Below are 12,668 nucleotides of genomic sequence, written 5' to 3'. Positions count from 1 at the left end.
ATCCGCCGAGTGCGACCAGGGGAATCGGTCGCGTGCGGCTACGGGATTCAGCCGAGTGTGGCCACGAGGACCGCCTTGATCGTGTGCATCCGGTTCTCCGCCTCGTCGAAGACGACGGAGTACTCGGACTCGAAGACCTCGTCGGTGACCTCCAGTTCGGACAGGCCGTGCCGCTGGTGGATCTCGCGGCCGACGTCCGTGCCGAGGTCGTGGAAGGCCGGCAGGCAGTGCAGGAACTTCACGTCGTCGTTCCCGGTCGCGCGCAGCACGTCCATGGTGACGGCGTACGGTCCGAGCAGCGCGATCCGCTCGTCCCAGACCTCCTTGGGCTCGCCCATCGACACCCAGACGTCGGTGGCGACGAAGTCGGCGCCGCGCACGCCCTCCTTCACGTCCTCGGTGAGCGTGATGCGGGCGCCGGACGCACCGGCGAGCTGCCGGGCCAGGGCGACGATCGTGTCGTCCGGCCACAGCAGCCGGGGCGCGACGATCCGGACGTCCATCCCCAGCAGGGCGCCGGTGACGAGGTAGGAGTTGCCCATGTTGTAGCGGGCGTCGCCGAGGTAGGCGTAGGCGATCTCGGTCAGCGGCTTGTCGCTGTGCTCGGTCATGGTGAGCACGTCAGCGAGCATCTGCGTGGGGTGCCACTCGTCGGTGAGCCCGTTGTAGACGGGAACCCCGGCGTAGGCGGCCAGCTCCTCCACGACGCCCTGTCCGTGTCCGCGATACTCGATGGCGTCGTACATCCGGCCGAGCACCCGCGCGGTGTCCTTCACGGACTCCTTGTGCCCGATCTGCGAGCCCGCCGGGTCCAGGTACGTCGTGTGCGCGCCCTGGTCGGCGGCGGCGACCTCGAAGGCGCAGCGCGTACGGGTCGAGGTCTTCTCGAAGACGAGCGCGATGCTCTTGCCGATGAGGTGGCGCGTCTCGGTCCCGGCCTTCTTGGCCGCCTTGAGCTCTGCGGCCAGCGCGACGAGACCGCGGAACTCCTCGCCGGTGAAGTCCAGCTCCTTGAGGAAGTGGCGGCCGGCGAGGGCGGTCGGGACTGTCGCCATGGGCGCTCCAGACGTACGAGAACACTTAACCCTGGAAGTGTATACGGGGTTCTACATTTATATACGCCGCTGAGCTGATCTATGAGATGTCTCATACCCACCCGTATACGACGTCTCGTCTAAACGGCTTCCCGCTCCACCGGGCAGCTCATGCACCGCGGCCCGCCCCTGCCACGCCCCAGCTCGCTGCCCGGGATCTCGATCACCTCGATGCCCTGCTTGCGCAGATGCGTGTTGGTGGTGGAGTTCCGCTCGTAGGCGACGACGACACCGGGCTCGACGGCGAGGACGTTGCAGCCGTCGTCCCACTGCTCGCGCTCCGCCGCGTGCACGTCCTGGGTGGCGGTCAGGACACGGATCTCGTTCAGGCCCAGGGCGGCGGCGATCGCGCGGTGCATGTGCTCCGGCGGGTGGTCGGTGACCTTGAGCTCCTTGTCCCCGACGCCCGGTTCGATGGTGTACGAGCGGAGCATGCCGAGCCCCGCGTACTGGGTGAAGGTGTCGCCGTCGACCATCGTCATCACCGTGTCGAGGTGCATGAGGGCGCGCCGCTTGGGCATGTCGAGGGCCACGATGGTGCGCGCGGAGCCCGCCGCGAACAGCTTGTGCGCGAGCATCTCCACGGCCTGCGGGGTGGTGCGCTCGCTCATGCCGATGAGGACCGCGCCGTTGCCGATCACCAGGACGTCGCCGCCCTCGATGGTGGAGGGGTAGTCGGCCTGACCCTCCGACCAGACGCTGAACGCCCCGTCGCGGTAGTCGTCGCGGAAGAGGGGGTGGTGCCGGTAGATCGCCTCGAAGTGGACGGTCTCGCGCTGCCGGGCCGGCCAGCGCATCGCGTTGATCGAGACGCCGTCGTAGATCCAGGCGGAGGTGTCCCGGGTGAAGAGGTGGTTGGGCAGCGGTCCGAGCAGGAAGTCGTCCAGGTCCATGACATGGAAGCGGACGGAGGCCGGCTCCGCGTGCGCGTCCAGGAACTCCCGCTTGGTCATCCCGCCGACCAGGACCTCGGCCAGGTCGTGGGAGGGCAGGGTCTCGAAGGAGGCCCGCAGGTGGTCGGTGGCGAGAGGGCCGTACTCCTTCTCGTCGAAGACGCGGTCCAGTACGAGCGTCCGGGCGGCCGGGACGTCCAGGGTCTCGGCGAGCAGGTCACCGAAGAGGTGGACGGTGACCCCGCGGTCGCGCAGCACGTCGGCGAATCCGTCGTGCTCGGCACGCGCCCGGCGCACCCACAGCACGTCGTCGAAGAGAAGGGCACTCTTGTTGCTGGGGGTGAGCCTTTTGAGCTCGAGATCCGGCCGGTGCAGGATGACGCGGCGCAGCCGCCCGGCCTCGGAGTCGACATGGAATCCCATGCCTCCATCCTGACCAACGACGGCCGCGTTCACCCTCCGGTCGCCCGTTTACGCGCCCTCGATTTCCCCCCGTCCTTCCTGCCACGAGCGAAAACGCCCCCGTCCGGCTGTCCGGCTGTCCGGCTCAAAGCCGCGGGTCCACCGGCTCCGACTCCAGTGGTTTTCGCCGGGGCGGGGCACGGACCGGGGGACGTCCTAGGACAGCTGGGACTGGACCTGGGAGGAGATCAGCTCCAGGTGGTCCAGGTCGGCGAGGTCGAGGATCTGGAGGTAGATCCGCTCGGAGCCGATCTCGGCGTACTTGCCGATCTTGTCGACGACCTCGGCCGGGGAGCCGGCCAGGCCGTTGATCTTCAGCTCGTCGACGTCACGGCCGATCGCGGCGGCCCGGCGGGCCACCTCCTGGTCGTCGCGGCCGACGCAGACGATCAGGGCGTTGGAGTACGTCAGCTCGTCGGCCGGGCGGCCGATCGCATCGGCCGCGGCGCGCACCCGGCCGAACTGCCGCTCGCTGTCATGGATGGAGGCGAAGGGAATGTTGAACTCATCGGCGAACCGCGCCGCCAGCTTCGGCGTGCGGGTCGCGCCGTGGCCGCCGACCAGGACCGGGATCTTCGCCTGGGCGGGCTTGGGCAGCGCGGGCGAGTCGGTGAGGTCGTAGTACGTGCCGTGGAAGTCGAAGGTGTCGCCGACCTTGGTCTCCCACAGGCCGGTGACGATGGCCAGCTGCTCCTCCAGGCGGCCGAACTTCTCCTTGGGGAAGGGGATGCCGTACGCCTTGTGCTCCTCCTCGAACCAGCCCGCGCCCAGGCCCAGTTCGACACGGCCGCCGGACATCTGGTCGACCTGGGCGACCTGGATGGCGAGCACGCCGGGCAGGCGGAAGGTTCCGGCGGTCATGAGGGTGCCGAGGCGGATGCGCTTGGTCTCACGGGCCAGACCGGCGAGGGTGATCCAGGCGTCCGTGGGGCCGGGCAGGCCGTCCACGTTGCCCATGCTGAGGTAGTGGTCCGAGCGGAAGAACGCGTCGAAGCCGAGGTCTTCGGTGGCCTTCGCCACGGTGAGCAAGGTGTCGTAGGTGGCCCCCTGCTGGGGCTCGGTGAAGATTCGCAGGTCCATACCTCCATCCTGCATGGTGAGAGCCTCGTCAACCTCATCGGCGCCGCCCGTCACCTCCGTCCCCGGTCGGGTGAACCTCGGCCGATGTCGCCGTTGCCGTGCGCCCTCCCCACCTGCTAGCCCGCCTCCCTCTCCGGTAACGCCTCCTCCCTGGCCGCGAGTTTGCGCAGCATCTCCAGGACCCGGTCGCGGGACTCGTCGGTGGCGTCGATCGCCTCCATGCACTGCCAGTACGTCGCCTCGTCGTCGGCGGCGCTCGCCATGCCGACCAGGGCGATGCCGACCTCGCCGAGGAGGCCGCCGAGGCAGAGGAGGGTCTGGCGGGTGTCGTCCAGTTCGGTGAGCTGGGCGGCGCGCAGCCGGCCCGGGTCGAGGTCGGGCGCGCTGAGGACACCGCAGCCCCGGCCGGCCAGTTCGGTCAGACCCAGTGCCTCGCCCCGCAGCTCCGGGGGCCCTAAGACCGCCAGGCGGCTGCCTATGGCCTGGGCCAGGGCCTGGGCCTGCCACACCTCCGCAAGGATCTCCGGCGCGCTGCCGCTTCGCGCCAGGGCACGCCTGCTCGTCACGATGAGCCGCATCGCGTCCATGCGCTGCCCCCGTCTGTCCGACGTACTCCTCGCACGTCCACCCGAACTCCGTTGTTCACTACCCAGAGTGAGGGCACGTGGGGCGAAAAGCCAGAGGAAGACGGAAATCTGTGGACAACAATTGGGATTCGGCGCACTTTTTGACTTCGGAGCGTGATAACGGAGTGCGGCGCTCCGCGAGTCGGGGCCCTCGTCGGGCTAGGCGTCGTCCGCGCCGGGCGCCGGGAACCGCCGCTCGTTGCGGTCGATCTTGGCGTCCAACGCGGCCAGCGGATCGATCCCGAGCACCTCGCACAACTGGAGCAGATAGGCGAGCACGTCGGCCACCTCGTCCGTGACGCGGTGCGCAGTGCCGGGGTCGTCCATGACGTGGGCGGACTCCTCGGGCGTCAACCACTGGAAGATCTCGACCAGTTCGGAGGACTCCACGCTGAGGGCGGCCACGAGGTTCTTGGGGGTGTGGAAGGGCTGCCAGTTCCGCGCGGCCGCGAACTCGGCCAGCCGGCGCTGCAGTTTCGCCACGTCCAGGTGTTCCGTCACAGGTCCAGGTGTACCACCGTGACGCCGTCCACCCCCGCGGCCCACGACGCGTCGCTCACCGCCCCGACGAACCGGATGTGACCCTGCCCGCACATCCGCGCCGTGAGTCGCAGCAGTTCCGTGCGCTGCCGGGCGTCCAGGGCCCGGTCGAGGCCGTCGCCGAGGACGGTGAGCGCCCGCATCGCGTCGGGCACCTCGCGGGGCGCGTCGACTTCGAGCACCCCGGGTCCGGTGAGGAGCACCAGGGCCAGCGCGAGGTACCTCAACTCCCCGTCGCCCAGCAGTCCGAGCTCGGTGCGGATGCCGTCGCCGCGGTCCAGCAGCGCCCGTACGGTGCCGTCGCGCAGCGGCTCGGCGAGCAGGTCGGCGACGGGTCCCGCGCAGCCCGCGCGCAGGGTCGCGACGAGCTGCGCGTGCCGACGGCCGCACTCCGAGCGGGTGCGCCACAGGACGTCGGCGAGGTTGTCGCAGCCGGACAGGAGCCGGCCCGAGCCCATGGGCGTCGCGTCGCGCATCCTCTCGGGCCGCGGGTCGCAGGCGAAGACGGAGCGCAGGGCGACCACCGTCTGCTCGGCGGCGGCGAGCACATGGCGCTGCCCGTCCGTCGCGCCGGCCACGCGCAGCGGCAGCAGGGCGGTACCGAGCCGGTCGTCGGGGAGCGGGGCGCGCGTCACGGAGGACGCTCCCGCGGTGTGCCAGGCGGCCTGCACGGCGCGGCGGCTCGGGTCGCGCAGGGCCGTCTCCAGGAGTACGAGACCGCCCGCCGTCAACCGCTCGCCCACGATGCGCAGTTCGGGTTCGGCCTGCACGGCGACGTCGAGCCGGACGGGACCCTCGGGGCCGTCCGTCGTACAGCCGATTCGAAAGCCGCGGCGGCGCTGGGCGTCGGGCCGGGCGCGCTCGGGCACGCAGGCGGCCGGGTCCCGGAACACCTCCGTGAGCGGGGCGCCGCCGCCGAGCCGGGCGAGCGCCTCGTACGCCCGCAGCGCGGTCGACTTCCCGCAGCCGCTCGGCCCGGCGAAGAGCGTGAGCGGTCCGAGCGGAAACTGGGCGCGCCGGTGCCCGGCGAACGCGGACAGCCGCAACTCGGTGAGACACGGACGCCCCACTGCCGGCACCGAGCGAGCCGAGGGCTCGGACAACGCGGCGGACAGTGATGGGGCAGACGGCGTGGGCAGCGCGGACGAGGCCGGATCGGGCAGCGGACCCGACGGCGCCGGTTCGGCAGCACCGGCGGACGGGCCCCAGGGCCCCGGCCCCGGCTCCGGCTCCGGCTCCGGCTCCGGCTCGCCGGCACGGGCGAACGGAGCCCGGGGATCGGGCACGCCGGTCCCGCGGCGCGGGACGGGCACGGAGGATTCAGAGGACTCAGAGGACTCGGAGGAGGCGGAAGACGCGGAGGATGCGAAAGGCGCCGGAGGCACCGAAGGCACGGCCATATGCGGACGGTAGGACTCCACGGTGACGCCGAATCGTTCCGCCCCCGGCACCTTCCTACGATCGGGGGACGGGCCTCATGTGCCGGACATCCCGGCCCCCTCCATGAGCCCGCTGACCTGGGTGCCGGGCGGCGTGAGCAGGAACACGTTCCGGTCGACCCGGTGCATGCCGCTGCCCAGGCCGAAGACGACGCCGGTACTGAAGTCGAGGACGCGCTTGGCGACCTCGGTCTCCGCGCTGGACAGGTCGAGCAGGACGGGGACGCCGGCCATCAGCGTCTCGGCGACTTCGCGGGCGTCGGCGAAGACATTGACCCGCAGGACGACGAACCGGCGCCGGGCCTCGGTCGTCGCGTCCGGGAGCGAGCGGTGGCCGACCGCGGACGGCCATGCGTCCCGGCCCCGCAACGGCACGACCTGAGCGAGCCCCTCCCACTGCTCATCGGTGACGTCGTAGTGGTTCACCGGCTCCCCCCGACCTGACTCGCTCTCATTTCCTGCACCGGCCAATTCTTACGCCAAATCACCTGTTCAGCCCAACAGCGACACGATGCGCGATCCGGCCGACGGCGTCCCCCGCTGCTGCCTCGTACCCCATACGCGCCAATTAGCCCGTTTCTTACCGACTTCACACCCGACTCTTCATCCAGGACGAAGCCCGGTTCACCGTCGGCGATTAGCGTCCGATGCCGTGCGCTTGGCAGAAACACAGCAGGTGACGCCTGTACGACGGACCTGGTCGGCGGGATTCGCCGCTCCCGGTGCCTCCGGCGTCCCGGCACAGTGGCACCGCGTCCTGACCCTCCTCGCCGACATGAGCCTGTTCATCGGCACCCGGCCGATGTGGACGCAGGCGGCCACCCACCGCATGGCCCTCGCGGGCGTCATCTCCGTCTGCTACGCCGGGATGCTGGTGACCGGGGTGCTGGCCCTGACGGTCCGCCGGACGCGGTCGCTGGTCCGCCTGGACCTGGTGGTCCTCGTGACGGCGGTGACGCTCACCCTGTGCGGCTGGTTCCTGAGCCACAGAGGCAGCGACGAGGCGATCCTCACCGTCCAGGCCGCCAGGGAACTCGCCGCCGGACACCCGGTCTACGGGCGCCCCTGGCCCTGGCTCTTCGGCCACGGCGTCGCCCTCACTCCGACGATGAGCGGCGGTTACGACTTCACGTACGGCTACCCCCCGCTGACCCCGCTGCTGACCGCGCCGCTGCTGTGGGTGGGACGCTACGGCGCGCCCGCGACGGCGATGACCACGGGCGCACTGCTCGTCGGCACGGTCGCGCTGTGGCGGATGCTGCCCGTGCCGTGGCGGTCGGCGGCGACGATGGTCTGCCTGGGCTTCGGCCTCCTGCCGACGTACGCCCGGCTCGGTTACCCGGCGATCCTGGCCATGGTCCTGCTGGTGCCGGTCGTGGTGCGCTGGCCGCGGATCGGAAAGGGCGGCCGGCTCGGCGCCGCGGGGATCGCGCGGGCCGTCTGCCTCGGGGCCGCGTGCGCGGCGCAGCAACTGCCGTGGTTCGTCGCGCCGTTCCTGCTGGCCGGTACCTACGCGCTGCGCCGCCCCGAGCTCGGCGGCCGGGCGGCCCGGCTGATCGTGCTGCGGATCGTCGGGATCGCCGCCGCCGTGTGGCTGCTGATCAGCGCGTACTTCATCGTCCGGGAGCCGGGCCCCTGGCTGGACGGGGTCGCGCTGCCGCTGACCCAGGGCGCGGTGCTGCACGGCCAGGGCCTGGTGGGCGTCTCGCTGTACTTCACCGACGGCAGCGACCGGCTGGACTGGTACGCACGCGCGAGCATGCTGCTCGCGGCGGGTCTGCTCGCCCTGTTCGTGCTGTTCGTACGGCGGCTGGGCCCGGCGGCGACCGTGCTGCCCTGGTGCGCCTTCTATCTGGCGACCCGTTCCCAGGACGGCTACTACCTGATGATGACGCCGCTGTGGCTGGCGGCGGCGATCACCGCGCCCCTGTCGGAGTTCCAGCGCGCCTGGCAGCCGCGGCCCCGGCCGCTGACCGGGCACCGTCGCCGTCCGGCCCTCGTCGCCACGATCGCGCTCCTGCTCGCGCCGGCGCTGACGAGCGCCGCCCTCGCCGTGACCGGCTCGCCGCCGCTGCGGATGCGGGTCACGTCGGTGCGCCGGACCGCGGCGACCGCGAAGGCCGTGTCGGCCATGACCCTGCAGGTGACCAACGCGACGGACGACGCGCTCACCCCGCACTTCACACTCACCACGGGCCAGGGGATGAACAAGTACTGGTCGCTCGTGCGCGGCCCGGCCACGATTCCCGCCCACGGCACGGCGCAGCTCGAACTGCGTCCGCCCGACGGCAGGTTCAACCTCCCCGCGTCCGGCGTCCGCATCCGGCTGCGCGCCTTCACGGCGTCCCCGCAGACGCTGTCGAGCCAGGACGTGCGACTGAGGACGGAATAGGGCCCCGGAAGAGGGGTCCTCGAGCTTCGAGAGAAGGCCTCCGCCTCCTGCCGAAGCGGGCGCTCCTTCCGACAGGAGGCACAGGTCACAGCCGCAACGAGGGCAACGTCACAGCCCTGGGCTCTGCTGCCGTTTGAGCGCTCTGCCCTAGCATCCGAGCATGACGGTCCTGCCTGACGACGGGCTCTCACTGGCCGCCGAGTTCCCTGACGCGACACACGAGCAGTGGCAACGCCTGGTGGAGGGTGTGCTGCGCAAGTCGGGCAAGGAAGTCTCGGGCGCGGCAGCTGAGGACGCCCTGTCCACGACGCTGGAGGACGGGCTGCGCACCCGGCCGCTGTACACCGCGCGCGACGGCGCGCCAGACCCGGGGCTGCCGGGCTTCGCGCCGTTCGTGCGCGGCGGCCGCCCCGAGGGCAACACCGCGGGCGGCTGGGACGTACGGCAGCGGCACGCGGCGCTCGACGACGGCGCGATCCTGACCGACCTGGAGAACGGCGTCTCCTCGCTGTGGCTGGTGCTGGGCGAGGGCGGCATCCCGGTCTCCGGGCTGGGCCGGGCGCTCGACGGCGTCTACCTCGACCTGGCGCCGGTCGTCCTGGACGCGGGCGGTGAGTTCGAGGCCGCCGCGGCCGAGCTGCTGCGGCTGTACGAGGAGCGCGGTGTCGACGCGAAGGCGGTGCGCGGCAACCTCGGCGCGGACCCGCTGGGCCACGAGGCCCGCACCGGCCACCCGCAGGACGTCGCCCCGGCCGCCGCCCTCGCCGCGCGCTGCGCCGAGGCGTACCCGGGGCTGCGCGCGCTGACCGTGGACGCCCTGCCGTACCACGAGGCCGGCGGCTCGGCCGCGCAGGAGCTCGGCGCCTCCCTCGCCACCGGTGTCGCCTACCTGCGCGAGCTGACCGAGGCCGGACTGGACATCGAACAGGCCTGTGCGCAGCTGGAGTTCCGCTACGCGGCCACCGCCGACCAGTTCCTGACCATCGCCAAGCTGCGGGCCGCCCGGCGCCTGTGGGCGCGGGTCGCCGAGGTGTGCGGGGCGCCCGGCGCGGGCGCTCAGGTGCAGCACGCCGTCACCTCGCCGGTGATGACGACCCGCCGCGACCCGTGGGTGAACATGCTGCGCGCGACGGTGGCCACACTGGCCGCGGGGGTCGGCGGCGCCGACTCCGTGACCGTCCTCCCGTTCGACCACGCGCTGGGCCTGCCGGACGCGTTCGCGCGCCGTATCGCCCGCAACACCTCGACGATCCTGGTCGAGGAGTCGCACCTGGCCCGGGTGACCGACCCGGCGGGCGGCTCCTGGTACGTCGAGCGACTGACCGACGAACTCGCCGGGGCCGGCTGGGAGTTCTTCCGGACCATCGAGCGCGACGGCGGCCAGGCGGCGGTGCTGCGTTCCGGCCGCCTGCGCACCGACCTGGCGACGACCTGGGCGGATCGCTCCAAGAGGCTCGCCAAGCGGCGCGAACCCATCACCGGCGTCAGCGAGTTCCCGCTGCTCGCCGAGAAGCCCGTGGAGCGCACGCCCGCGCCCGAGCAGCTGTCCGGCGGACTGCCGCGCGTGCGCCGCGACGAGGCGTACGAGGAGCTGCGCGCCCGCTCCGACGCCCATCTGGCCGCGACCGGCGCCCGCCCGCGGATCTTCCTCGCCATGATCGGCTCGGCCGCCGCGTACACCGCGCGCGCGACCTTCGCCGCCAACCTCTTCCAGGCGGGCGGCATCGAGCCGGTGACCGAGGGCGGCTTCGAGGACAGCGGCGCCACCGAGGCCGTGCTGTGCTCCAGTGACGCGCTGTACGAGGAACAGGCCGCGCAGATGGCCGAGTCACTGAAGGCCTCCGGCGCCCGGCACGTGTTCCTCGCGGGCCGGGGGGACTACTCCGGCATCGACTCGTACGTCTTCGCGGGCTGCGACGCCGTGGCCGTGCTGTCCGCGACCCTCGACCGCATGGGAGTGTCCTGATGGGAATCCCCGACTTCTCCGGCATCGAGCTGGGGACCCCCGTCTCCGGCGGCACGGCCGAGGAATGGCGTACGGCCGTCAAGCAGGCGACCGGGAGCGAAGAGCCGCTGTGGGAGACCCCGGAGGGCATCGACGTCAAGTCCATGTACACCGCAGGTGACTTGGAAGGCCTGGACTTCCTGGGCACATACCCCGGCATCGCGCCGTATCTGCGCGGCCCGTACCCGACGATGTACGTCAACCAGCCCTGGACCATCCGGCAGTACGCGGGCTTCTCCACCGCCGAGGAGTCCAACGCGTTCTACCGGCGCAACCTGGCCGCCGGCCAGAAGGGCCTGTCGGTCGCCTTCGACCTGCCCACGCACCGGGGTTACGACAGCGACCACCCGCGCGTGACGGGCGACGTCGGCATGGCGGGTGTCGCCATCGACTCGATCTACGACATGCGGCAGCTGTTCGACGGCATCCCGCTGGACAAGATGTCGGTGTCGATGACGATGAACGGCGCCGTGCTGCCGGTGCTGGCGCTGTACATCGTGGCGGCGGAGGAACAGGGCGTAGCGCCCGAGAAGTTGGCCGGGACCATCCAGAACGACATCCTCAAGGAGTTCATGGTCCGCAACACCTACATCTATCCGCCGAAGCCGTCGATGCGGATCATCTCCGACATCTTCGCGTACACCTCGCAGCGGATGCCCCGCTACAACTCCATCTCCATCTCGGGCTACCACATCCAAGAGGCGGGCGCGACGGCCGACTTGGAGCTGGCGTACACGCTCGCGGACGGCGTGGAGTACCTGCGGGCGGGCCGGGAGGCGGGCCTGGACGTCGACGCCTTCGCGCCGCGCCTCTCCTTCTTCTGGGCGATCGGCATGAACTTCTTCATGGAGATCGCGAAGCTGCGGGCGGCGCGGCTGCTGTGGGCCAAGCTGGTCGGCCAGTTCGAGCCGAAGAACGCCAAGTCGCTGTCCCTGCGCACGCATTCGCAGACCTCGGGCTGGTCGCTGACCGCGCAGGACGTGTTCAACAACGTCACGCGGACGTGCGTGGAGGCGATGGCGGCGACCCAGGGCCACACCCAGTCGCTGCACACCAACGCCCTCGACGAGGCACTGGCGTTGCCCACCGACTTCTCGGCGCGCATCGCCCGCAACACGCAGCTGCTCATCCAGCAGGAGTCCGGCACGACCCGGACCATCGACCCGTGGGGCGGCAGCGCGTACGTCGAGAAGCTGACGTACGACCTCGCCCGCAAGGCCTGGGCGCACATCCAGGAGGTCGAGCAGGCGGGCGGCATGGCGCAGGCCATCGACGCGGGCATTCCCAAGCTCCGCGTGGAGGAGGCCGCGGCCCGCACGCAGGCCCGCATCGACTCCGGCCGTCAGCCGGTGATCGGCGTGAACAAGTACCGGGTCGACAGCGACGAGGCGATCGAGGTCCTCAAGGTCGACAACTCCTCCGTACGCGCCCAGCAGATCGAGAAGCTGCGGCGGCTGCGGGAGGAGCGGGACGAGGCCGCGTGCCGTTCGGCGCTGGACGCGCTGACGCGGGCGGCCGACGGCGACGGCAACCTGCTGGAGCTGGCCGTGCACGCGGCCCGCGCCAAGGCCACCGTCGGCGAGATCTCCGACGCCCTGGAGAAGGTGTACGGCCGGCACGCGAGCCAGATCCGTACGATCTCCGGCGTGTACCGCAACGAAGCAGGTGAGTCGCCGAGCGTGGACCGCACCCGTGCCCTGGTGGACGCCTTCGAGGAGGCCGAGGGGCGCCGACCGCGCATCCTGGTCGCCAAGATGGGCCAGGACGGCCACGACCGCGGCCAGAAGGTGATCGCCACCGCCTTCGCCGACCTCGGCTTCGACGTCGACGTGGGCCCGCTGTTCCAGACCCCGGAAGAGGTGGCCCGCCAGGCGGTCGAGGCGGACGTCCACGTGGTCGGCGTGTCCTCGCTGGCCGCCGGTCACCTCACCCTCGTACCGGCGCTGCGCGAGCAGCTCGCCGAGGAGGGCCGGGAGGACATCATGATCGTGGTCGGCGGGGTGATCCCGCCGCAGGACGTGCCGACCCTGCTGGAGATGGGCGCCACGGCCGTGTTCCCGCCCGGGACGGTGATCCCGGACGCGGCGTACGACCTGGTGAAGCGGCTGTCGGCCGACCTCGGCCACGAGCTGTGAGC

Annotated in this window: 10 protein-coding genes; 3 read left to right on the top strand and 7 right to left on the bottom strand. The window is 71.5% G+C overall.

The features are described 5' to 3' along the window. Positions 1 to 47 precede the first annotated feature (47 nt). The 7 genes from argF to ABZ910_RS10020 form a co-directional block, all read right to left on the bottom strand. Positions 48 to 1,055 (bottom strand): ornithine carbamoyltransferase, encoded by a 1,008-nt coding sequence (argF, locus tag ABZ910_RS10050; RefSeq protein WP_361361515.1) that lies wholly within the window; start codon positions 1,053 to 1,055, stop codon positions 48 to 50. A 119-nt stretch (positions 1,056 to 1,174) separates the two neighbouring features. Beyond that, positions 1,175 to 2,410 carry an arginine deiminase gene (locus ABZ910_RS10045; protein WP_361361513.1) on the bottom strand — a complete coding sequence of 412 codons (1,236 nt, stop codon included), beginning with the start codon at positions 2,408 to 2,410 and terminating at the stop codon, positions 1,175 to 1,177. 195 nt (positions 2,411 to 2,605) lie between these two features. Beyond that, the gene (locus tag ABZ910_RS10040; protein WP_361361511.1) at positions 2,606 to 3,529 is read right to left on the bottom strand and encodes an LLM class F420-dependent oxidoreductase; all 924 of its coding nucleotides are present in this window, start codon (positions 3,527 to 3,529) and stop codon (positions 2,606 to 2,608) included. A gap of 116 nt (positions 3,530 to 3,645) precedes the next feature. Continuing rightward, the gene (locus ABZ910_RS10035) at positions 3,646 to 4,116 is read right to left on the bottom strand and encodes a DUF6099 family protein (RefSeq protein WP_361361509.1); all 471 of its coding nucleotides are present in this window, start codon (positions 4,114 to 4,116) and stop codon (positions 3,646 to 3,648) included. 198 nt (positions 4,117 to 4,314) lie between these two features. After that, positions 4,315 to 4,656 carry a nucleotide pyrophosphohydrolase gene (locus ABZ910_RS10030; RefSeq protein WP_361361507.1) on the bottom strand — a complete coding sequence of 114 codons (342 nt, stop codon included), beginning with the start codon at positions 4,654 to 4,656 and terminating at the stop codon, positions 4,315 to 4,317. Next, positions 4,653 to 5,810 carry an ATP-binding protein gene (locus tag ABZ910_RS10025; RefSeq protein WP_361361810.1) on the bottom strand — a complete coding sequence of 386 codons (1,158 nt, stop codon included), beginning with the start codon at positions 5,808 to 5,810 and terminating at the stop codon, positions 4,653 to 4,655. Before ABZ910_RS10025 ends, ABZ910_RS10030 begins: the two co-directional genes overlap by 4 nt. A gap of 360 nt (positions 5,811 to 6,170) precedes the next feature. Then, positions 6,171 to 6,560 (bottom strand): cell division protein SepF, encoded by a 390-nt coding sequence (locus tag ABZ910_RS10020; RefSeq protein WP_361361505.1) that lies wholly within the window; start codon positions 6,558 to 6,560, stop codon positions 6,171 to 6,173. Between the two features lie 349 nt (positions 6,561 to 6,909). Here ABZ910_RS10020 and ABZ910_RS10015 point away from each other — a divergent pair, with 349 nt between their 5' ends. The 3 genes from ABZ910_RS10015 (at position 6,910) to scpA (ending at position 12,666) form a co-directional block, all read left to right on the top strand. Then, positions 6,910 to 8,526: a hypothetical protein gene (locus ABZ910_RS10015; RefSeq protein ID WP_361361808.1), complete on the top strand. Its 1,617-nt coding sequence runs from the start codon at positions 6,910 to 6,912 to the stop codon at positions 8,524 to 8,526. A gap of 160 nt (positions 8,527 to 8,686) precedes the next feature. Beyond that, positions 8,687 to 10,492, top strand: coding sequence for a methylmalonyl-CoA mutase subunit beta (locus ABZ910_RS10010; protein WP_361361503.1), 1,806 nt, complete (start codon positions 8,687 to 8,689; stop codon positions 10,490 to 10,492). Then, the gene (gene scpA, locus ABZ910_RS10005; protein ID WP_361361502.1) at positions 10,492 to 12,666 is read left to right on the top strand and encodes a methylmalonyl-CoA mutase; all 2,175 of its coding nucleotides are present in this window, start codon (positions 10,492 to 10,494) and stop codon (positions 12,664 to 12,666) included. Before ABZ910_RS10010 ends, scpA begins: the two co-directional genes overlap by 1 nt. The last annotated feature ends 2 nt before the right edge of the window (positions 12,667 to 12,668 follow it).

Source organism: Streptomyces sp. NPDC046805, from assembly GCF_040645355.1.
Classification (GTDB): Bacteria; Actinomycetota; Actinomycetes; order Streptomycetales; family Streptomycetaceae; genus Streptomyces.
This window is presented reverse-complemented; position numbering and strand designations above follow the sequence as displayed.

Excerpts from the sequence above, each read along its gene's own strand:
- argF (WP_361361515.1), bottom strand. The coding sequence starts at position 1,055 with ATGGCGACAGTCCCGACCGCCCTCGCCGGCCGCCACTTCCTCAAGGAG.
- ABZ910_RS10045 (WP_361361513.1), bottom strand. The coding sequence starts at position 2,410 with ATGGGATTCCATGTCGACTCCGAGGCCGGGCGGCTGCGCCGCGTCATC.
- ABZ910_RS10040 (WP_361361511.1), bottom strand. The coding sequence starts at position 3,529 with ATGGACCTGCGAATCTTCACCGAGCCCCAGCAGGGGGCCACCTACGAC.
- ABZ910_RS10035 (WP_361361509.1), bottom strand. The coding sequence starts at position 4,116 with ATGGACGCGATGCGGCTCATCGTGACGAGCAGGCGTGCCCTGGCGCGA.
- ABZ910_RS10015 (WP_361361808.1), top strand. The coding sequence starts at position 6,910 with ATGAGCCTGTTCATCGGCACCCGGCCGATGTGGACGCAGGCGGCCACC.
- ABZ910_RS10010 (WP_361361503.1), top strand. The coding sequence starts at position 8,687 with ATGACGGTCCTGCCTGACGACGGGCTCTCACTGGCCGCCGAGTTCCCT.
- scpA (WP_361361502.1), top strand. The coding sequence starts at position 10,492 with ATGGGAATCCCCGACTTCTCCGGCATCGAGCTGGGGACCCCCGTCTCC.